This window comes from Hyphomonas oceanitis SCH89, assembly GCF_000685295.1.
Classification (GTDB): domain Bacteria; phylum Pseudomonadota; class Alphaproteobacteria; order Caulobacterales; family Hyphomonadaceae; genus Hyphomonas; species Hyphomonas oceanitis.
On record NZ_ARYL01000010.1, the window covers coordinates 52,043 to 71,494 of the forward strand.

Genomic DNA, 19,452 nt, shown 5'->3' on the forward strand with positions numbered 1-19,452 from the left:
TAAGTATACATTCAGCCCGATACTAGAACGACTTGCTTACATTCAGGAAGAAGCGACGGCCGATTGCATCGTACTGTGAGTAGAAGGCAGATGTGCCTACCCTGTCATACTCGCTGGAGACTGCAGAAAGGGCTGGTGGATGTTCGTCGAATACGTTGCGAACGCCCACGCGCACTTCAAATCCGTTGGGTAACTCACGCCCGACCGACACGCTGTGATACGTTACCTGCTCGGTTTTAAGTTTCAATCCGACCGGCTGGCCGAGATAGTTGGGCCATGCGTCGCCATTGTCTTCGATGTAGCTATCCAAGTTTGACGTCGCACCAATGAAATCCATGCCCCAGAAGTAGGACCATGGACCACGGTCCAGCGTGACGTTGAGGTTACCAACCCATTCCGGCTCACCTGCTTCCCCTGTGGTGTCTAGCGGTTCACTGGTTGAAAAAAGAACGATCTCATCATCTATTTGATATGTGTGCTGAGTATTTAGCGTCAGTGTGCCGAACGAAAAATCACGGCTGTACTCAGCGTTGAAGTCAAAGCCGGTGTTGGTCTGTGTCGCCACGTTGATGAAGTCGTTAGTGACCGTGTCGATGAGGTAGTTGTTGGGATCCCGGGTGAACTGGCCGCACAGCGGTTCGGTTGCGAAGCTCTCCGAGTCATAGCAACCAAGCAGGATGTTCGCCGCGCCAAGACGGGTAATCTCGTCCTTGATCTCGATTTCGAAATAATCGAGCGTTGCCCGGAAGTTGATCCATGTTGGCGCCCAGATGATCCCAATATTCATTGCCTCGGACGTTTCGGGCGCGAGGAATGGGTTGCCTGTTGACGAAACGGTTGCAGAGCCGCCGCCGCCTGTCGGAACGAGCCCCGCAGGAAGGTCGGCCGCGCAATTGTCGAAGCGGCGTTGAGATATCGTTCCGTTGTCATACGCGTCGACGTAGTTAACGCAGGGATCAATAGATCTCTGGCCGGCAAATGCGGTTTGCCCGGCGAGTGCGGCCTCGAAAAGTTCCGCACCGCGGAACGACGTCCCGTATGTAGCCCGCAATTTGACGGAAGGCACAACCTGCCAGCCTAAGCCCGCCTTGTAGGTCGTGTTGTCCTGGCCAGCCTGTTGATCGCGTACATTGGTCTCTTCGCTTGTCCAACGTGCCGACAGTGAAAGGTCGAGCGCCTCCATCAGCGGAGCGTCCTTGATCAGCGGAATGGCAAGTTCGCCAAAGATTGAGCTGGTATTCTTGGCGCCCTTTGTGATGCCAGCGCTGGATGATCCCCAAGCATTGCCATCTCGGGTGACTTCTCCTGGGATATCATTGATGCGTTCGCGCAGGCGGTTTGCACCAAATCCGGCGCCGACCGTGCCGGCAGGCAGTTCGAAGAGCGGCCCATCAAAGAACATTTCAAATTGCGTCTGCTCATAAACGGTGTTGCCAGTTTCACTGCCAAACATGAACTCGCGGTCTTGATCCGACACGTTGCCACGAAGTGTTTCCGGGTCATACCAGTTCACATCCACACAATTGACTCCCCGAACCGGCGTTACCGAGCCCGCACATGTGTTGCCATTGAACCACTGGTAGGGTGTTATCGCGTCATCGTAGATCAGGTCTTGCTGATAGTCTCCGTCCGACCGCGAGAATTGAAGGTAGGCATTATAATTCCAGTCCGAGAGCGCTGCATCGAAATTGCCGCGCACGCCGGCGACTGTATTGATGTAGTCAACGGTAATCTTTGTGTCGTTATGATCGGTAATCGCCGTCGGGCTGAGTCCAACAAATGCTCCGCTTCCTGCTACGCTTCCCCAACCATTGGCGAGCGCACTCGGACTGTTACTGATGGGAGTGCCGCCATAGTCGTAGACGTAGTCATACGTCCAGAACTGTCGATAGCCATTCACGTATGTCTCGCGACGGTTCATTAGGAATTCGCCATAGACGTCCATGTGCGAGCTGACTTCAAACTCCCCTGTACCGTAGAGCGTAATGCGCTCAACTTCCGGGCTCAGCGACTCTTCGTCTTGGAAAACGCTGTCGGCGTTTACAAGGCCGAGTGAGTCGCGGGCCGACGGGCCAAAAACGGGGTCTGGCGTTGCTCCCGGAAGCAGAAGCTCATCATAACCAACAGCGTAGAAACCGCCCGGTACGACAAGCCCAGCTGTATTGTTCACCGGGAATCCTGGCAGATAGTTGCCGAGGTCCCCGTCATAATCATACTGAATAAGCTGGGGGCGCCCCTGCCAAGGGGACGTCACTTGGGATGGGGAATTATAGTCGTAAACCCAAATATGACCCCAAGCCAGATCGTTACAGCGTGCATTGCCTGTGCGTGGATCGATGACGTCTGCGCGCGAGCCATCGCTATTGAAGTAATAGTCTTCGCCGCACTTGTAATAGTCCCGGTCACCGCGAGCGAGCTCTTCCTGCTTGTAGTAGTCGAAGGAAAGCATCGCATGGCCGCGCTCAAATGTTTTGCCCCAGGTTGCGCTGCCTTGGAGCTGTTCGCCGCCGGAATTTTCCGGAGCTGATACAAAAAAGTCCAAGTCCAGACCATCATCCTTTTTGGTTATAATGTTCACAACACCCGCAACGGCATCTGAACCATAGACAGACGAAGCGCCGTCTTTAAGGATTTCAACGCTTTCCACAGCGGAAAGCGGTATGGCGTTCAGGTCAAAGGCCGAAACAGCACCACGCGTACCGGCAGGTCCTGCACGACGACCGTTAATCAAGACGAGTGTGCGATTGGCGCCAAGTCCGCGCAGCGAAACCGTTTCAGTACCGACGCCCCCGTTTTGTACAAATGCGGACGACGACGCCGCAGTCACTTGCGGAGAGCCAGCTGCAACCGTCGCAGTCTGAAGCAGGGAGCCGACATCTGAAATGCCCTCAAGCGCCGCCTCGTCCGTTCTTAGAATCTGGATAGGCGCGACGCTCGTGTACTCGCTCGACAGGCGCGAACCCGTAACGCGCACGAGACATCAAGCTTCTTTTCGTCTGCAGCTTCAGTAACCGGCGCGACGACGGCAACTGCCTCGTCTTCCGTTACATCTGCTTCCTGTGCGAAAACATTGCTGCCAAGTCCGGCGCACAACGCCGTGATGGCAACCGTGCGCAATAGCGCACCGCTGTAATTCATAGGTTTCATGAGTGGCTTCTCCGTTTCCCTCATTTCATGGAGAGCATCCGTCAATGACCCGGCCTCAACTCCGGCAATAAGACGACTACCCCTGCATGAATTGTTGCGATCTCGTAATCTAGAGATCAATGGCGATTATGCATAATTGGTCAAAAGAGTGACATTAGTGACATATTTGCCATAATTCGTGCGCGGATTGCACAAGCTATGCACAGTTTGAGCATCGCAGAGTCCATTTGGGCAAGACTATGCCACGAAGGCGCATTCTGGCAGAAGCGTCTGCTTCAGGTAAACACCGTGAGTTGACATGCCCGCGGCTGCCGGGTGACACCGGAATGAGGGAGACCAACAGACCATGATGAAACCGATCCTGACTTCGCTTCTGCTCGCATGTGGCCTTGCCGCGCCCGTCATGGGCCCAGCCAGCGCGGACCCCATTCCAATTGATGACCTTGCCCGCCTTCCGGCCATTGAGAACGTCACCGTTACGACGGACGGCAAGACAATGTTCGCCTTGCTCGGGCCGAGCACGGGCAATGATCAGGATCGCGCCGTGGTTGCGGCATGGGATCTCGAAGACCTGTCAAAGGCGCCGGTCATCGCCGGACCCGACGGCAATGACAGCGAGTTCATGTACCTGCAGGCACTGAAGAATGGTTATGTTCTGGCGGCTGTGCGCAGACCTTTCACCGGCTCCCTGCGCGGCTGCAGCGAGGGCAAGTCGACCGGCTCCACGCGCACGTGGGTGGTAAAAACACTCATCACCGACAAGACTTTCAAGAAGTTCGAAGAGCCATTCATCGACATGGGCAGCATGCGCGGCATGAGCAAGAACACCGAAACGTGCCTGCGCATGGAAGCTCGTGGGTCGGTCGTTTCACGCATGGCCGCGGACCCGGACACAGTGCTGATTTCACGCCTCAGCGCGAAATCCTTCGAAACAGAACTTGCCCGTCTGAACCTCAAGGACAACAAGGTTGACGTCGTTTACCAGAACTCCGGCACCCGCGCGGCTGGCTATGCCGATCCTTGGGATGGCGAGGTGATGTCAGAGGCCGATTTCGACGAAACTTCCGATACTTTCTACCAGGACACGTATCTGAAGGTCGAAAAAGGCGGCACCCTGGAGAAACAGGATGCGCTGCGGATTGACCTCGTTGATCGTCGCAAGCTGGACGTCATCCATTGGGATGGGCAGACTGGCCTTTACTACATCCTGACGAACAAGATGTCAGACAAGGCGCAGATCTACACCTATGATCCGAAGACAAAGACGCTGAGCGACGAGCCGGTTTTCGCGCATCCTGATTTTGATGCGGCGGGCATGGTCACCTCTACTGTTGCGGCAGAGTTCGGCAAGGTTCTGGGCTTTACATACTATGCCGATATTGTCCGCACCACTTGGGTAGACCCGGATCTGGGCGGCATCGTCCTTGGTCTCGAACAGGCTATGCCGGGCGAGAATATCAGCGTCATTTATGCATCTGACGACCGCAACCGCATCATCTTCGAAGCCTCGTCCGTGAAGAACGCGGGGCGTTTTTACGTGCTGGATGATCGCAAGAACCTGCAATCGCTTGGCGCGGCGCGGCCGTGGATCGATCCGGCTGATATCGGTGATACCAAGCTGGTCTATTACGACGCCCGCGATGGCCGTAAAACGCCGGCCCTGCTGACCACGCCTGCCGGCTGGAAAGAGGGTGACGCACCGGGCAAGGCGATCGTGCTGCCGCATGGCGGCCCCTGGGCGCGGGACTTTGGCGGCTGGGATGCCAGCGGATGGATTCCGTTCCTGACATCGCGCGGCTTCGCCGTTCTCCAGCCGCAATATCGCGGCAGCACCGACTGGGGGCTTGACCAGTGGCGCGCCGGTGACGGCCAGTATGGCTACAAGGCGCAGGACGACCTGGAAGATGGCGCTGCATGGCTTGTCTCGAGCGGGCTGGCCAAGGCCGACCGCATGGCGATCTTCGGCTATTCCTATGGCGGCTATGCCGCGATGGCGGCAACGACGCGGACAAACAGTCCCTTCCAGTGCGCCATTGCCGGGGCCGGTTATGCCGAATCCGCCAAGATCAATGTCGGCGTGGACCGCAGCCGCTTTGGCCGCATGGCCTATGCCAACGCTCTCTCAGGCAAAGACGTGATTCGCGATGCGGATCAGGCCAGCATTCCTGTCCTGATCTTCCATGGCGACCGCGACGTGCGCGTGCCCAACACGTTTGGCGAAGCGTTCTATAATGCCGTGAAGGGCCACACCAAGGCCAAATATGTCAGCATTGCTGACCAGCCTCACAGCCTGCCCTGGACGCCGGACCAGCAGCGCCAGTCGCTGGAGGCCATTGAGGACTTCCTTTATGGAGAGTGCGGCCTGAAATAGCTGAAACGACTTGTCGCCACCTCGCTCGCGGGGTGGCGCCTCAGGCCTGATTTTCTGGGAAAACTGGTGCCGCGAGGGAGAATTGAACTCCCGACCTCGTCATTACCAATGACGCGCTCTACCACTGAGCTACCGCGGCGTTGCCGTTTGCAAGTCGCGGCTTTAGCTTAAGCCTACCCAGATGAAAAGACCGTTTCGCCGCGAAAAGCTGTACTTATGTCCCATACGCCGAAAGACCCGCAAATTGCTGCCCGCCGCGCTGAGGCGCTGCGGGCGAATCTGAAACGCCGGAAGGCTGCCTCCCGGAAGGCGAGCGACACGCCGCCTGCGCCTGAAAAGCCAACCAAAAGCTCCTGACGCTGCCTCGGCGCCAACAATGCCCCACCCACAGCACAATCACGCCTTTCCCGCGCCGTGAACCGCTCTATAAGTGCGCCCCATGGATAGATTGAACATTATTGGCGGCGCTGAGCTCAACGGCCGCATTCCCGTTTCCGGCGCCAAGAACTCGGCGCTGAAGCTCATGGTGGCTTGCCTGCTGACCGACGAGCCGATCACGCTGACCAATATGCCAAGCTTGGCGGACACGCGCTTCCTGGCGCAGCTGCTGGAGACTCTCGGTGTGGAGGTCTACTGGCCAAAGGGCGAGTCGACGTGCCACCTCAATGCTGCCGAGCTGAAAAGCACGATCGCGCCCTATGAACAGGTGCGCAAGATGCGGGCGAGCTTCAACGTTCTTGGACCGTTGATTGCCCGTTCCGGGCACGCGACCGTGTCATTGCCGGGCGGTTGCGCGATCGGTGCGCGACCGGTCGACCTCCATTTGCAGGCACTGGAAGCCATGGGCGCTGACCTGAAGGTCGAGCAGGGCTATGTGAAGGCGGCAGCCATTCAGGGCCTCAAAGGCGCTCATATCGTGTTCTCGATGCCGAGCGTCGGCGCGACGGAGCATGCGATGCTGACGGCCACGCTGGCGTCAGGTGAGACCATTCTCGAAAACGCGGCGCGCGAGCCGGAGATCGAGGATCTCGCTGACTGCCTGAACAAGATGGGCGCGAAGATTACCGGCGCCGGCACGTCCACGATCCGCGTCCAGGGCGTGGAAAAGCTGCACGGCACCACGCATGCCGTGATGCCGGACCGGATCGAGGCGGGCACTTATGCCATGGCGGCAGCGGCAGCGGGCGGCGACGTCACACTCGACGGCTGCCCGGTCGAGGCGCTCGGCGCGATGATTGCCAAGCTGCGCGAGGCCGGTGTTACGGTGGACGCCGACGAAGCGGCCCAGACGCTGCGCATCCGTCGCAATGGCACGCGCCTCAAGGCGGTGAACGTATCGACCCAGCCGCACCCCGGTTTCCCCACGGACTTGCAGGCTCAGTTCATGGCACTGATGAGCGTTGCCGATGGCACGAGCATCATCCGCGAGACGATTTTCGAGAACCGTTTCATGCACGCCCCCGAGCTGCAGCGGCTGGGCGCCAATATTCTCGTGCGTGGGCAGGAAGCCGTTGTGAAGGGCGTTCCGCACCTCACTGGCGCGCCTGTTATGGCGACAGACCTGCGCGCTTCGGTATCACTTGTGATTGCAGGGCTTGCGGCCGAGGGTGAGACTGTGGTGAACCGTATCTACCATCTCGATCGCGGGTTCGAGCGGCTGGAAGCAAAACTGAATGCCTGCGGCGCCAATATCAAGCGCCTGTCGGGCGAGGATGAATAAGGGGCCAATATGTCCGAGCCACAAGCGCTGCGTCTCCTGGCGGAAACGCCCGAGGACCTTCAAGTCATTGCAGCCGCGGTTCAGGATTCGGTCGTTAAGGCCGGCAGCCTGAAATACGAGGCAAAGCAGCGTCGCTTTTCACTGGAGCTGAACCGGTTCCGCTGGGAAGCTGGCCAGCCGAACCGCAAGGAAGGCGCACGCGTGCGCTCGCTGCTGGCGTTTGATGGCGTTCTGGGCGCGAAGACGCGGGCCGTGACGAAAGTGGATCCGGAACTGATCCTCTCGCTGCTTGAAGTGACGTTCACGCCAGCCGAAGAACCGCCCGGCGGCACGGTCACGCTTCTATTCGCTGGCGATGGCGAGATTACGCTGGATGTTGAAGTGCTGGATGCAACGCTGCTGGACAGTGATTATGTCTGGCCGACGCGCAACCTGCCGAGCCACGAGCGTCGCCGGAAATAGGCCATGACCCTGCCCATGCGGCATGGCGGCCTAACCAGCGCCTTGCCAGCCGGGATATGACAGTCCATGTACCGGGTTTTGGAAAGCCGGGTCCCCCTCATGGTCCGTAAATTTGATGCCCTTCAGCCGGATTTCGAAACCGGCTTTGCTGCCTTCCTCGCGGAGGATCGCGGCACAGGGCATGATGTGGCCAGCATTGTGCGCAAAATTCTCGATGATGTTGAGGCATCCGGCGGGCAGGCTGTGGCCGATTACACGGCAAAATTTGATGCGTTGCAGGTCAATCCGACGACCCTTCAGTCTGATAATGTGGACCTTCACGCTCTCGCAGCCAATTGCCCGGCCGACCTGCGCGAGGCCATCGATTTCGCCCATGACCGGATTGCCGCCTATCACACCGCGCAGCGACCGGCGGACCACCGCTTCACTGATACAGCAGGCGTTGAGCTTGGCTGGCGCTGGACCGCGCTGGCAAGCGTTGGTGTCTATGTGCCCGGAGGCCGCGCGAGTTATCCGTCTTCCGTCCTGATGAACACCGTGCCGGCGAAGATTGCCGGCGTGTCGCGGATCGTGATGGTGGCGCCTGCGCCGGGCGGCGAGCTTGCGCCTGCCGTTGCGTATGCAGCGCTCAAAGCCGGCGTTGATGAATTCTATCCTATCGGGGGCGCGCAGGCCGTTGCCGCGCTGGCCTTCGGCGCTGGCCGCCTGAAGCCGGTCGACAAGATTGTTGGCCCCGGCAATGCCTTTGTCGCTGAGGCGAAACGCCAGGTTTTTGGCCGCGTTGGCATCGACACCATTGCCGGTCCGTCTGAGATTTTGGTGATTGCCGACCATACGGCAAATCCTGACTGGGTAGCCGCCGATCTCCTTTCGCAGGCCGAGCATGATCCATCGAGTCAGTCTATCCTGATCGCCGTGGATAAGGCTGTGGGCAAGGCTGTGGAAATCTCTGTGGAAAACCAGTTGAAGGAATTGGCGACCGGCGAGCGGGCGCGTCTTTCGTGGGAGGCCCACGGCGCCATCATCGATGCGCCAGACCTCGAAACTGCAGCAGCCATTGCGAACCAGATCGCACCGGAGCACCTGGAGCTGGCCATTGCCGATCCGGACGCGCTCCTGCCACTGATCCAGCATGCGGGCGCGGTCTTCCTTGGCCACCTGACCCCTGAGGCGCTGGGCGATTACGTGACGGGCTCCAACCACGTGCTGCCGACCAGCCGCGCCGCGCGTTTTGGCTCCGGCCTTGGCCTCTATGACTTCCTGAAGCGCATGAGCATCCAGCGGGTCAGCCCTGAGGGCTTTGCGGCGCTTGCACCGGCGGCCCTGCGCCTTGCCGAGGCCGAACGCCTGCCGGCGCATGCCCGTTCTGTGTCCATTCGTACCAACCGGAGCGGGGCTGATGGGTGAAAACCGGCTGATCTCGATCCATATCGATGAGGAGACGCTTGGTGCGTCCGGCCCGGATGCGGAGCATGAGCGCCGCGTTGCCATATTCGACCTGATTGAAGAGAACAGTTTCGGCCTGCCGGACCATGACAGGGGCCCCTATGCCCTCAGCCTGTCTCAGGTGGAGCGCAAGCTGGTCTTCGCCATCCGCGACGAGGCCGGCGCGGACGTGCACACCTTTATCCTGTCCATGGGCCCGTTCCGGGGCGTGATCCGCGATTATTTCATGATCTGCGACAGCTATTACGATGCCATCCGCAACCAGACGCCGCATCAGATCGAGGCCATCGACATGGCGCGGCGCGGTATCCACAATGAGGGTTCGGAACTGCTAGCCGAGCGCCTCGAAGGTAAGGTCGATGTCGATTTCCACACGTCCCGCCGCCTGTTCACCCTGATCTGCGCCCTGCATGCGGGGCAGACGCGCTAGCGCTATTTGCTTCAGCCGGCGAACATGGCTTTCGCTTTTTCCACGTCATAGGTCCGTTCGGTCAGGTTTTCCGGGTCCCACTCGCTGCGATGGACGGCGAAGAAATCACCGCCATAGACATGGATGGCGCCGGTGAGCTTCTGGATCGGGTTGGTGACCGAATGGATCACGTCTTTCCCGAGCGGCGCGACATCGCCCGTCGACAGGGCTTTCGCGCCAGCGGCCTCGACGCGTCCTGTCGGGTCGTCCTTTATCCGGCGCCAGAAGATATTGTCTTCCCGGCCGCCATAGACGCCGATCACGGCCCACATTTCATGATTATGCGGCATCAGGGCCATGCCGGGCTTCCAGACGACATTCAGGATGGTCAGATCGTCTGCCCGATGGATCGGGAAGATGCCGCCCGCGGTCGGCTCGCCCACGGCGGCCAGCACATTTGCCGGATCGCTTAGCGCGCGGGTGACTATCTCGCTGACCGCTTTATGGGTCGGGTCATTCGTCACCGCCGCCCGGCAATCTTCGACGAACTGATCAAGATCAAGCATGGTATCCTCCGTGACTTAAAGTGGTAAGCCAGCAGGCGCGGGGGAACAAGCACATGCCCCTCTGACCATCCGCGCTTGCCGGAATCCCTTCTACGGGCTATGGCGCACCCCTATATGCGTTTCGGCGGCGCAACGGTCCGCAGATTATTTGGAGACTTCATGTCGAAGGAAGAACTAATTGAATTTGAAGGCACAGTTGTCGAACTGCTGCCGAACGCGACGTTCCGCGTCAAACTCGAGAACGAACACGAGATCATCGCCCACACTGCGGGCAAGCTGCGCAAGAACCGTATCCGCGTTCTGACCGGCGACAAGGTCATGGTTGAAATGACCCCCTACGACCTTACCAAGGGTCGCATTACCTACCGCTTCCGCTAAACCGATGGCGTCTACCGGACATGCGCCGCTCATTCTCGCGAGCGCCAGTCCGCGCCGCCGGGAACTGCTCGCCCAGATCGGCATCGTCCCGGACCTGATCGCCCCCACCGACATTGACGAAACGCGTCGCAAGGACGAGTCGCCGCGTGCGCTGGCTGAGCGCCTTGCGCGCGAGAAGGCGGCTGCGTCTCCGGAAGCGGGCTATGTGCTGGCTGCCGATACGGTTGTCGCGCTGGGCACGCGTAATCTGGAAAAGGCCGCAGATGCGATGGAGGCGGAGGCCTTCCTCCGGCTGCTGTCAGGGCGCTCGCACCAGTGCATCACAGGCATAGCCGTGAAGGCCCCGGATGGCCGCGTGCAGGCGCGCACGGTGCTTGCCCGCGTGCGGATGAAGCGGCTGACCGATGCGGAGATCGCTGCCTATGTCGCCAGCGGCGAATGGCAGGGTAAAGCTGGCGGCTATGGCATCCAGGGCATGGCGGGTGGTTTCATCAGCCATATCAATGGCAGCTATACGGCGATTGTCGGGCTACCGCTTTATGAGACGAAAGCGCTGCTAGAGGGCATGGGCTGGCGGGCGAAAGCCTAGACCCGCTCCATCGCTGCCACGGCCAGCAGGCTCAATCCAACAACAGCTGCGACGCCGAGCCAGAGCGGGTTGGCACTGGCAAGGGCCGTCATGTCGGTTTGCGCCTGCACGATGGACGTCGTGATGGATGTGTCGAGGCCGACCGTATCGGCCAGCAGTTTGGGCAATTGAGAGGCGGCAACCAGCGCGCCGGCAACGCCGGTTACGGCCAGCAGCAGCTTGCGCATCCGGCCCTGCGCGCGCACCCGGCCCATCACGCCATCGGTGAAGGGTTTCGCCTCCAGTGCGCGGTCTTCGCTCGCGAACAGGGCGGTCAGGTCGGCGTAAGTATCTTCGTCTCGCATGGTTTCTACTCCATCATGCCACTTCAGTGGCGGCAAGGTGTTTGCGAAGGGCGGCCACGCCGCGGTTCACATGGGATTTGATCGTACCGAGCGGCCAGCCTGTGGCTTCTGCAGCTTCCCGGTGGCTGAGGCTGGCAGCGACACAGAGGGTAACGCATATGCGCTGGGCCTCAGGCAGTTTTTCGAGGGCGCGTGACAGGTCCATCTTGTCATTTGCCGTGTCGGCCTGCGTGCGGCCGAAGGGGATGATTTCGGCGGTCTCGTCGAACTCGATCTCTTTTCTCTGGCGTCGGCGCACCTGCAGGAATTCGCGATAGCAGATCGTGCAGATCCAGGCCGCGAACGTGCCCCCGGCATAGGTGCCGATCTTCTGCCAGGCGGTGAGGAAGGTTGCCTGGGCGATATCGTCACCGTCGCTCGCCGTGCCGGTCAGGCGGCGCGCCATGCCCCGCACCCTTGCCTGGTGACGCCGCACGAGTTCGGCATAGGCGCTTTCGCTGCCACGTGCGGCATCGGCTGCCAGGTCAGGGTCGGTGCGCATGTCGTTGCCTCCCGCGGCGACGATCCACAGATCAGGCTGCTTTGGAGCCATGACCGAATTTCCAGAGGCCAAGATATGCCAGTCCAAGGAAAACCGGAAATGAGGCCACGCCGATCATCGGCATGACGGCTTCGCCTTCTTGCTGACCAACCACCATACCAAGTACGGCGAAAGCGCATCCGAAGGCGATGAAGAGGACGCCGCGGCGCAGGTCAGCCCGAATCGGATCGACCAGAAGCGACATCTTCTCGATCAGTTCCGGCGAGATGGTCTGGCCGCTGTCGATGGCGTGGCGCACGGTTTCGTGGGCCGTGAGGCGCTTTTTGTAATTGAACAGGCTGACCAGCCAGATGCAGACCGGCAGGACAGAAAACAGGACAATAGGGACAAGGACGTCTTCCATTAGGGTATCTTTCTCATTGTTTCACCGGCTCCAAATGTCCGGCCTCATTGGGTAGATGCAGCCAGATGCCCGTTTGGATGCAGGGGGCCTGGAAAAATGTCCTGCCGCCTTTGCTTGCAGCCAGCCGGGCACGCCTGTAATCGCGTGGGCAGCATGGTGAAACTGACGCCCAAAAAGAAGAAGCGCCCGCATGTGGCCGCTGATCTCGCGACCGTCGCAGGGCGCAAACGGGCACGGCGCGAGCTGATCTGGGGCGATCACGGCTTCCTGCGGGCCCGTTTCAGCAACCTGCACCAGATCGCGCCAGACATGTGGCGGGCCAACCAGCCCTCGCCCCGTCAGGTCGTTGAGCATGCCAAGGCACGCGGCATCAAGACGATCATCAACCTGCGCGGCCCCAGCACGAAGGGCTATTACCTGCTGGAGAAAGAGGCCTGCGAAGCGGCGGGCATCGCCCTCGTCGATTTCCAGGTCTTTTCCCGCGACACGCCCACGAAGGAAGCCATTTTCGGCGCACGCGACCTGTTCGCGCGCATCGAATATCCGGCCCTGATGCACTGCAAGTCCGGTGCGGACCGGGCGGGCATCATGTCGGTCCTGTATATGCTGCTGCACGAGAAGGTGCCGTTCGCGGAGGCGCGCCAGCAGCTCTCGTTCAAGTACCTGCACATCAAGCACGGCAAGACGGGCATGCTGGACGCCTTTTTCGATGCCTATGAGCGCTACAATGCCGGCCGCGCGCCTGAGGCCTGGAAGCCTTTCCTCGACTGGGTGGAGGAGGATTATGACCGGATGGCCGTGAAGACTGAATTCCTTGAGAATTTTGGCGCCAAGGTCCAGGTCGACAAGATACTTGGCCGGGAATAGGCGCTTTCCCTAACCCGAGATTCATGGTCAGTTCCGCGATCAACCTGACCATGGAGCCGCCGGAATGCGCCACCTTCTCCTTTCGATTTCTGCCCTCGCGCTGCTCGGCGCCTGTAGCGGCGGCGACAACAAGGCCATCGTGAAGACGTGCGCGTCTGAAGGCGAAGCGGTCGAGACCTGCACCTGCATTGCCGATGCGATGGAAGCCAAGCTGGACCCGGACCTGTTCAAGCGTACGGCGCAGGCCATCGGCCGTGAAAAGCGCGACGTGGAGAACTTTGTGACGTCCCTGACGACAGCGGAACAGCTACAGTTCGCGTCGGTCGTGAATGACATGTTCACCTGCAAACTTGCCCCGCCAAAGGACTAGCCCGGCCTGCCTGACGGGGTGCATTCGGACACCGTTCGGGCCCTGACATTCGTTTCTCGCGTGTAATCGCGTGACGCGAGGCCGCAAAAAGCCTAGATTCTGCCTGCAACACAGAGGGGATGCCCATGAAGTTTCTGATCATCAACAGTTTCCGCATCATGGTCTACGTGGCCTATATCGCGATCATCGTCGGGGGCATCGCGCTCGGCCTCTACCAGAAGGGCGTATTCAGCAATGAAATGTTCGGCCTGACGGGCGGTCTTTCCCAAGTGGCAGACTTCGTCATCTTCACAGCCGGCGGCTGGATCGCTGCCAGCCTTGTCTGCGGCCTGATCGTCACGCTGATGGACATCCGCGACGACATCAACGACCGCCTGCCAGACGCACGCCGCGACGACTGAGCCGGATTTCGGGATGGGACAAATGATAAATGCCGCTGGACTGTTCCGGCGGCATTTTTTCTTGGAGGAATAGGACATGCCACCATTGGAAGCCGCAGCCGTTTATATCGGCATCAATATCCTGCTGCTGATCTATCTATCATCGCGCGTGGTTTTCATGCGTCGTTCCGCGCAGATATCCGTCGGGCATGGCGGGAATCTGGAGCTGGAATTGCGCACGCGCGCGCATGGCAATGCGACGGAATACATCCCGGCCATGATGGTGGGCCTCGTAACGGCGGCCTATATGGGCATCCCGGTCCTGTGGATACACGTTCTGGGAGGCACGTTCACATTTGGTCGCATCCTTCATGCCGTTGGCCTGTCGGGCAATATCCTGCCCGCGCGCGCCTTCGGCATGGTGCTCACCTGGATCGCCATGATCGGGATTGCGCTCATGCTGATTTATCACGGCCTTGCCTGATTTGAGCGGTTGCGCGGTCCCGCAGGGCGGTCCATCTAGCGCTCATGGCTGAATTCAAGACCCCGCCGGCCGACTTGCTCGCCGGCCTTATCGACCAGTGCCTCAAGGCAGGTGCCGACGCTGCAGACGCTCGTATCGGGGCCGCTGAAGGCGTCAGCGTCTCTGTTCGGGACGGCAAGCTGGAAAGCATTGAACGCGAAGAGAGCACATCCGTGTCGCTGCGGGCCTTTTACGGCAAGCGGCAGGCGCATGTGTCCGGCTCTGATCTCTCCACCGAAGGCCTGCATGCCTTGGCCACACGCTGCGCCGCCATGGCCCGCGCCGTGCCGGAGGACAAGTATTGCGGCCTGCCGGATACGAGCGAGCTTGCGACAGGCGCTCTGGACATGGACCTGAGTGGCGAGCCTGAACTGTCGCCTGAGACACTCGAACACGAATCCCTCGCGGCCGAGGCTGCCGCCTTGGCCGTCAAAGGCATCAAGACGGTCGCCGGTTGCGGCGCATCGTGGAACCGTTCCAGCCGCTGGGTCGCGGCCAGTAACGGCTTCTTCGCCTACAAGACAGGGTCCAGCACCAGCCTCGGCCTCGCCTCCGTCGCCGAGAAAGACGGCGCCATGGAGCGCGATTATGAAAGCTGGTCCGTGCGGCACACCGCTGACCGCCCGACTGCCGAAGCCATCGGCCGCACCGCCGGCGAGCGCACCATTGCCCGCCTTGGCGCGCGCAAGCTGGGCACGCAGAAGGCCGCAGTCATCTATGACCGTCGTGTTTCGTCCGGCCTGCTCGGCGCCCTGATGAGCGCCATTTCCGGGCCGTCCATCGCGCGCGGTGTCAGCTTCCTGAAAGAGGCCATGGGCACGCAGGTGTTCGCCAAGGGCATCAACATCATCGACGATCCGTTCCGGCCGATGGGCATGGGCTCGCGCAGCCATGATGGCGAAGGCCTGCCTGTGAAGGAGACTTACCTGATCGAGGATGGCCGCCTCACTGAATGGCTGCTCAACGGTCCGTCAGCCCGCCAGCTTGGCCTGAAGCCCAATGGCTTCTCCGCCCTCGGCTTCGGCGACCCACCAGGTGTCACCACATCGAACCTCTACCTGCAGCCGGGCGAGAAAACGCCAGCAGAGCTGATGGCGCAGGCTGGCAAGGGCCTGCTCGTTACCGACATGTTCGGCCCGTCGATCAACCCGAATACCGGCGACTATTCCGTTGGCGTCGCGGGTTTCTGGTTCGAGAATGGCGAGATTGCCTATCCCGTTTCCGAGGTGACGATTGCTGGCGACCTGCCGGCCATCTTCGCGCGTCTCATCCCTGCCTCCGATCTCGAGTTCCGGGGCACGCGCGATGCGCCGAGCATCCTCGTCGAGGACATGAGCCTTGCCGGCAGCTGAACGCACGCTGATTGAAGACCTGGTTACGCTGCGCGGGCTCGCCATCGAGGCGGGTCAGCTGGCGCTATCCTATACGCTTGAGGGCCAGTCCGCCCGGGCCTGGGAGAAGACCGGCGGCAGCCCGGTCACCGAAGCCGATCTCGCGGTCAACCGGCTCTGCGCCGAACGGCTGATCACGGCGCGGCCTGACTATGGATGGTTGTCGGAAGAGACGCTGGACAATCGCGAAGCCCGCCAGAAGGACCGCTGCTGGGTTGTCGACCCGATCGACGGCACGCGCGCCTATATGCGCGGCGACCCGAACTGGTGTGTCGGCCTCGCTATCGTGGAAGAGGGCAGGGCGGTCGCTGGCGTGCTTTACGCGCCGATGCTGGGACAGCTTTACGAGGCCCGGAAAGGTGCGGGCGCCTATCTCAATGGCGACCTGTTGCGCGTTTCCGAATGCCAGACCGAGGCGGGCTGCCGCCTGATCGCGGCCGAGGAAATGCTGAACTACAAGGGCTGGCCGGAGCCGTGGCCAGCCGTCACCGTGCCCCGCCCGAAACCCAATTCCACCCTGTTGCGCATGGCCTTTGTGGCCTCCGGCGCGTGGGACGCGACGCTCGTGCTCTCCAACAAGTCCGACTGGGATCTTGCGGCCGGGACTGTGCTGGTTGAGGAGGCCGGGGGCCTTGCAACCACGCACAAGGGCGAGGAATTGCAGTTCAATCAGGCCATTCCGGCACAGCGCAGCATTATCGCATCTGGAAAACACCTGCATCCTCTGTTAGTGCGCCGGTCAGGATTTGTGGATATACAGGATCCGCAGACAAAGGTGGCCAAGGCCGCACCAACCGCCAAAATGGAGCCAGTCAAAATGGGCGACGCCCCTAAAGCCGAGAAACAGCTTCTTCACATCGTGTTCGGCGGTGAACTGAAAGATGTGAAAGAGGTCGAATTCGAAGACCTCTCGCAAGTGGACTTTGTTGGTGCCTTCGCCAGCTACAAGGACGCCTATGACGCCTGGAAGGCCGCCGCCCATCGCACTGTGGACAGCGCCGAGACGCGCTACTTCATTCTGCACGCCCACCGCCTGCTCGACCCCGAGACAGGGGAACACCATCACGTCTGATCCGGCCAAACCGGCGCGCCCCACCGGCGCCCTGATGCGACTGGCCCGCGAGCGCTTTGCCACGCACTGGCGCTGGTTCGTGGCTGGAACGCTATGTGCCGCGCTCACATCCATTGCGGCAGCCTCCTATGGCTACCTGCTGAAACTGGTCGTCGAAGGGCTCGAGGCCCTTGCCGGGCCTGACAAGGTCGAGGTGCCAACGTCGCTCTGGTGGCTGATCGCAATTATTGGCGTCGCGGCCGTGGTCCGCTCGCTCGCGCTCTATGGCATGACCATCTTCAACAATACCGGCGTTCAGCGCGCTGTCGTCGACATTCAGGCGGACCAGTTCGGTGCGCTGACGGATGGTGATTTTGCCCGCATCGCAGCGGAGGCATCCGGCGGCTTCGTCTCGCGCTTCATCAATGACGTGAATGCCCTGCGGGATGCCGGGCTGCGCATCGCCAACAATTTGACCAAGGGCATTCTGACCGTCATCGGCGTTTTTATCACAATGCTGGTCATGGACTGGAAGCTCACGCTCGTCCTGCTCGTCATCTATCCCATCGCCTTCGCGCCGGTGCTTGCGCTCGGCAACCGGGTGCGCAAGCGCTCGCGCCAGTCGCAACGCCAGATCGGCGAGGTCACGTCGCTGCTGGGCGAGGCGTTTCAGTCCGCCCGTGTGGTGAAAGCGTATGGGCTTGAGGATTACCAGAAGGCCCGCGCCGAACGCGGCTTCGTGGAGCGCTCGCGCCTGTTCCTCAAAGTCCTGACAGACCGCGCCGCCGTGGACCCCATTCTCGAAATAACTGGCGGTCTCGCGCTTGTCGGCATTCTCGCGCTGACAGCCTGGCGCATTGCGCAAGGCGACACGTCGCTCGGCAATTTCGTCGGCATTGTTGGCGCCATCGCCGTTGCCGCGCCGGAACTGCGCGCCCTCGGCACACTGAACTCCGTGGCGCAGGAAGGCGGCGCCGCCGCTGACCGCGTGTTCGAAATCACTGATGCCGCCCCCGAGATCGCCGATGCGCCCGGCGCCCAGCCGATCGGCTTTGTCACCGGCACCGTCGCTTTCGACAATGTCCGCTTCGCCTATCCCGATGGCACAGAGGCCCTCAAGGGACTCAGCTTCATTGCCAATCCCGGCGAGACGATTGCGCTCGTCGGCCCGTCCGGTGCGGGCAAGTCGACCGTCTTCAACCTGCTCCTGCGCCTATATGATCCGACCGGCGGCGTGGTTTCCGTGGACGGAACGAATGTGCGCGACATTACGGGTGCGAGCCTGCGCTCCAATATGGGCCTCGTCGCGCAGGATGCGGCCCTGTTCGACGACACGATCCGCGCCAATATCGCGCTGGGCCGCCTCGGCGCCAGCGAAGCCGATATCGAGGCTGCGGCCCGCGCCGCCAATGCGCATGATTTTATCCTCGCGCTACCGGGCGGCTATGATGCTCCGGCTGGAGAGATGGGTCGCAACCTTTCGGGCGGCCAGCGCCAGCGCATTGCGCTCGCCCGCGCCATAATCCGTGCGGCGCCTATCCTCTTGCTGGATGAAGCGACCTCCGCGCTCGACGCCGAAAGCGAGGCCAAGGTTCAGGACGCGCTTGCCGGGTTCGCCAAGGGCCGAACGACGCTGATCATCGCGCACCGCCTTTCAACCGTCCGCGCGGCCGACCGTATCATCGTTATGGAAGATGGCCGCGCCGTCGAAGACGGCAGCCATGGCGTACTGATGGAGAAGAATGGCGCCTATCGCCGCCTTGTGGACCTGCAGCTCAGCTGATCAGCCCGCCGGGCGTTCCTCTGGCAACTGCGACGCCGCATGCTTCAGGAACCGTGCCAGCTTCTCCGCGCTCTCTGCGCCCTGCACGGCGACGGCGCGGTTGGCGATATAGGTCGGCACGCCGCTGACGCCCATCTGGCGGAAAGCCTCGGCTTCAGCGCGCACATTGTCGACATCGGCATCGCTTTTCAGCAGGTCGGCCACGATGGCCGCGTCGAGATCGATGTCGCGGGCGATATCAACCAGAACCTCATGGTCGCCAATGTCGCGCCCATCCTCGAAGAAGGCCTTGAACAGCGCTTCCTTGGCCTCGGCGCCCTTGTTCTGGCCTTGGGCCCAGCGCACGACGCGGTGCGCATCGAAACTGTTCGGGCGGCGGGTGATCTTGTCGAAATGATACGGGATGCCCTCGGCCTCGCCATAATCGATCAGGGCTTGACGCATCGTGCCGGAGCGCTCTCGGCTTTCATCCGAGCCCCCGAACTTCTCCTTCATGTATTCCTTATAGTCGACGCCCGCGGAAGGGATGGTCGGGTCCAGCTCAAAGGGCCGGAATACGAGTTGAACATCGACCTCGGGCGCGAGCTTGCGCGCTTCCTCGATCCTGCGAAGACCCAGCCAGCACCACGGGCAAACCAGATCGGAAACCATTTCTACAACAACTGTCATGCGCTCAACCTAAGTGCCCCATGGCCGGCACGCAACCGGCGC

At 61.0% G+C, this 19,452-nt stretch carries 20 protein-coding genes and 1 tRNA gene; 14 read left to right on the forward strand and 7 right to left on the reverse strand.

Going from position 1 to position 19,452, the window contains the following annotated elements; translation table 11 throughout:
- Positions 1-22: 22 nt before the first annotated feature.
- Positions 23-2,974 carry a TonB-dependent receptor domain-containing protein gene (locus tag HOC_RS08105; protein WP_051624648.1) on the reverse strand — a complete coding sequence of 984 codons (2,952 nt, stop codon included), beginning with the start codon at positions 2,972-2,974 and terminating at the stop codon, positions 23-25.
- Positions 2,975-3,493: 519 nt separating this feature from the next.
- Between HOC_RS08105 and HOC_RS08110 the strand changes: the two genes are divergently transcribed.
- The gene (locus HOC_RS08110) at positions 3,494-5,518 is read left to right on the forward strand and encodes an alpha/beta hydrolase family protein (RefSeq protein WP_035537370.1); all 2,025 of its coding nucleotides are present in this window, start codon (positions 3,494-3,496) and stop codon (positions 5,516-5,518) included.
- A gap of 64 nt (positions 5,519-5,582) precedes the next feature.
- Here HOC_RS08110 and HOC_RS08115 read toward each other — a convergent pair.
- A tRNA-Thr gene (locus HOC_RS08115) sits at positions 5,583-5,657 on the reverse strand.
- A 300-nt stretch (positions 5,658-5,957) separates the two neighbouring features.
- Between HOC_RS08115 and murA the strand changes: the two genes are divergently transcribed.
- The 4 genes from murA (at position 5,958) to HOC_RS08135 (ending at position 9,576) form a co-directional block, all read left to right on the forward strand.
- Entirely contained in the window at positions 5,958-7,238 is a 1,281-nt protein-coding gene (murA, locus tag HOC_RS08120) for a UDP-N-acetylglucosamine 1-carboxyvinyltransferase (RefSeq protein WP_035537373.1), read from the forward strand.
- A gap of 9 nt (positions 7,239-7,247) precedes the next feature.
- The gene (locus HOC_RS08125; RefSeq protein WP_035537375.1) at positions 7,248-7,700 is read left to right on the forward strand and encodes a DUF2948 family protein; all 453 of its coding nucleotides are present in this window, start codon (positions 7,248-7,250) and stop codon (positions 7,698-7,700) included.
- A gap of 99 nt (positions 7,701-7,799) precedes the next feature.
- Positions 7,800-9,107 (forward strand): histidinol dehydrogenase, encoded by a 1,308-nt coding sequence (gene hisD, locus HOC_RS08130; RefSeq protein ID WP_035537377.1) that lies wholly within the window; start codon positions 7,800-7,802, stop codon positions 9,105-9,107.
- Positions 9,100-9,576, forward strand: coding sequence for a UPF0262 family protein (locus tag HOC_RS08135; RefSeq protein ID WP_035537379.1), 477 nt, complete (start codon positions 9,100-9,102; stop codon positions 9,574-9,576). The genes hisD and HOC_RS08135 overlap by 8 nt, the downstream gene beginning before the upstream one ends.
- 11 nt (positions 9,577-9,587) lie before the next feature.
- Here HOC_RS08135 and HOC_RS08140 read toward each other — a convergent pair whose 3' ends face one another.
- Complete coding sequence (locus tag HOC_RS08140; protein ID WP_035537382.1) at positions 9,588-10,121, reverse strand: cysteine dioxygenase family protein; 534 nt, start codon at positions 10,119-10,121, stop codon at positions 9,588-9,590.
- Positions 10,122-10,280: 159 nt separating this feature from the next.
- Between HOC_RS08140 and infA the strand changes: the two genes are divergently transcribed.
- Positions 10,281-10,499 carry a translation initiation factor IF-1 gene (infA, locus tag HOC_RS08145; protein WP_034739045.1) on the forward strand — a complete coding sequence of 73 codons (219 nt, stop codon included), beginning with the start codon at positions 10,281-10,283 and terminating at the stop codon, positions 10,497-10,499.
- Positions 10,500-10,503: 4 nt separating this feature from the next.
- The gene (locus HOC_RS08150) at positions 10,504-11,088 is read left to right on the forward strand and encodes a Maf family protein (protein ID WP_035537384.1); all 585 of its coding nucleotides are present in this window, start codon (positions 10,504-10,506) and stop codon (positions 11,086-11,088) included.
- Here the strand turns inward: HOC_RS08150 and HOC_RS08155 are convergent.
- Genes HOC_RS08155 through HOC_RS08165 form a run of 3 tightly spaced genes read right to left on the reverse strand, consistent with a single transcriptional unit; the run spans position 11,085 to position 12,376 of the window.
- Positions 11,085-11,432, reverse strand: a complete 348-nt coding sequence (locus HOC_RS08155) for a hypothetical protein (protein ID WP_035537386.1) — start codon at positions 11,430-11,432, stop codon at positions 11,085-11,087. The two genes, HOC_RS08150 and HOC_RS08155, sit on opposite strands and share 4 nt — an antisense overlap.
- 13 nt (positions 11,433-11,445) lie before the next feature.
- On the reverse strand, positions 11,446-12,024 hold the full coding sequence (locus HOC_RS08160; protein WP_051624649.1) for an RNA polymerase sigma factor: 579 nt from the start codon (positions 12,022-12,024) through the stop codon (positions 11,446-11,448).
- On the reverse strand, positions 12,005-12,376 hold the full coding sequence (locus tag HOC_RS08165; protein WP_051624650.1) for a DUF6249 domain-containing protein: 372 nt from the start codon (positions 12,374-12,376) through the stop codon (positions 12,005-12,007). The genes HOC_RS08160 and HOC_RS08165 overlap by 20 nt, the downstream gene beginning before the upstream one ends.
- Positions 12,377-12,529: 153 nt before the next feature.
- Between HOC_RS08165 and HOC_RS08170 the strand changes: the two genes are divergently transcribed.
- From HOC_RS08170 to HOC_RS08200, 7 genes are all read left to right on the forward strand, one after another.
- Positions 12,530-13,243 (forward strand): protein tyrosine phosphatase family protein, encoded by a 714-nt coding sequence (locus HOC_RS08170; RefSeq protein WP_035537389.1) that lies wholly within the window; start codon positions 12,530-12,532, stop codon positions 13,241-13,243.
- 64 nt (positions 13,244-13,307) lie between these two features.
- Positions 13,308-13,613, forward strand: a complete 306-nt coding sequence (locus HOC_RS08175; RefSeq protein ID WP_051624651.1) for a hypothetical protein — start codon at positions 13,308-13,310, stop codon at positions 13,611-13,613.
- 125 nt (positions 13,614-13,738) lie between these two features.
- Positions 13,739-14,014, forward strand: a complete 276-nt coding sequence (locus HOC_RS08180; protein ID WP_035537507.1) for a hypothetical protein — start codon at positions 13,739-13,741, stop codon at positions 14,012-14,014.
- A 76-nt stretch (positions 14,015-14,090) separates the two neighbouring features.
- Entirely contained in the window at positions 14,091-14,477 is a 387-nt protein-coding gene (locus tag HOC_RS08185) for an MAPEG family protein (RefSeq protein WP_035537391.1), read from the forward strand.
- Positions 14,478-14,521: 44 nt separating this feature from the next.
- Positions 14,522-15,868, forward strand: a complete 1,347-nt coding sequence (locus HOC_RS08190) for a TldD/PmbA family protein (RefSeq protein WP_035537394.1) — start codon at positions 14,522-14,524, stop codon at positions 15,866-15,868.
- Positions 15,855-16,979 carry an inositol monophosphatase family protein gene (locus HOC_RS08195; RefSeq protein WP_084146213.1) on the forward strand — a complete coding sequence of 375 codons (1,125 nt, stop codon included), beginning with the start codon at positions 15,855-15,857 and terminating at the stop codon, positions 16,977-16,979. Before HOC_RS08190 ends, HOC_RS08195 begins: the two co-directional genes overlap by 14 nt.
- A gap of 34 nt (positions 16,980-17,013) precedes the next feature.
- Positions 17,014-18,741 carry an ABC transporter ATP-binding protein gene (locus HOC_RS08200; RefSeq protein WP_035537396.1) on the forward strand — a complete coding sequence of 576 codons (1,728 nt, stop codon included), beginning with the start codon at positions 17,014-17,016 and terminating at the stop codon, positions 18,739-18,741.
- On the opposite strand, the gene HOC_RS08205 is transcribed toward HOC_RS08200, so the two are convergent.
- Positions 18,742-19,410 (reverse strand): DsbA family oxidoreductase, encoded by a 669-nt coding sequence (locus HOC_RS08205; protein ID WP_035537399.1) that lies wholly within the window; start codon positions 19,408-19,410, stop codon positions 18,742-18,744.
- Positions 19,411-19,452 lie beyond the last annotated feature (42 nt).

Excerpts from the sequence above, each read along its gene's own strand:
- HOC_RS08110 (WP_035537370.1), top strand. The coding sequence starts at position 3,494 with ATGATGAAACCGATCCTGACTTCGCTTCTGCTCGCATGTGGCCTTGCC.
- murA (WP_035537373.1), top strand. The coding sequence starts at position 5,958 with ATGGATAGATTGAACATTATTGGCGGCGCTGAGCTCAACGGCCGCATT.
- HOC_RS08125 (WP_035537375.1), top strand. The coding sequence starts at position 7,248 with ATGTCCGAGCCACAAGCGCTGCGTCTCCTGGCGGAAACGCCCGAGGAC.
- hisD (WP_035537377.1), top strand. The coding sequence starts at position 7,800 with ATGGTCCGTAAATTTGATGCCCTTCAGCCGGATTTCGAAACCGGCTTT.
- HOC_RS08135 (WP_035537379.1), top strand. The coding sequence starts at position 9,100 with ATGGGTGAAAACCGGCTGATCTCGATCCATATCGATGAGGAGACGCTT.
- HOC_RS08140 (WP_035537382.1), bottom strand. The coding sequence starts at position 10,121 with ATGCTTGATCTTGATCAGTTCGTCGAAGATTGCCGGGCGGCGGTGACG.
- infA (WP_034739045.1), top strand. The coding sequence starts at position 10,281 with ATGTCGAAGGAAGAACTAATTGAATTTGAAGGCACAGTTGTCGAACTG.
- HOC_RS08150 (WP_035537384.1), top strand. The coding sequence starts at position 10,504 with ATGGCGTCTACCGGACATGCGCCGCTCATTCTCGCGAGCGCCAGTCCG.
- HOC_RS08155 (WP_035537386.1), bottom strand. The coding sequence starts at position 11,432 with ATGCGAGACGAAGATACTTACGCCGACCTGACCGCCCTGTTCGCGAGC.
- HOC_RS08160 (WP_051624649.1), bottom strand. The coding sequence starts at position 12,024 with ATGGCTCCAAAGCAGCCTGATCTGTGGATCGTCGCCGCGGGAGGCAAC.
- HOC_RS08165 (WP_051624650.1), bottom strand. The coding sequence starts at position 12,376 with ATGGAAGACGTCCTTGTCCCTATTGTCCTGTTTTCTGTCCTGCCGGTC.
- HOC_RS08170 (WP_035537389.1), top strand. The coding sequence starts at position 12,530 with ATGGTGAAACTGACGCCCAAAAAGAAGAAGCGCCCGCATGTGGCCGCT.
- HOC_RS08175 (WP_051624651.1), top strand. The coding sequence starts at position 13,308 with ATGCGCCACCTTCTCCTTTCGATTTCTGCCCTCGCGCTGCTCGGCGCC.
- HOC_RS08180 (WP_035537507.1), top strand. The coding sequence starts at position 13,739 with ATGAAGTTTCTGATCATCAACAGTTTCCGCATCATGGTCTACGTGGCC.
- HOC_RS08185 (WP_035537391.1), top strand. The coding sequence starts at position 14,091 with ATGCCACCATTGGAAGCCGCAGCCGTTTATATCGGCATCAATATCCTG.
- HOC_RS08190 (WP_035537394.1), top strand. The coding sequence starts at position 14,522 with ATGGCTGAATTCAAGACCCCGCCGGCCGACTTGCTCGCCGGCCTTATC.
- HOC_RS08200 (WP_035537396.1), top strand. The coding sequence starts at position 17,014 with ATGCGACTGGCCCGCGAGCGCTTTGCCACGCACTGGCGCTGGTTCGTG.
- HOC_RS08205 (WP_035537399.1), bottom strand. The coding sequence starts at position 19,410 with ATGACAGTTGTTGTAGAAATGGTTTCCGATCTGGTTTGCCCGTGGTGC.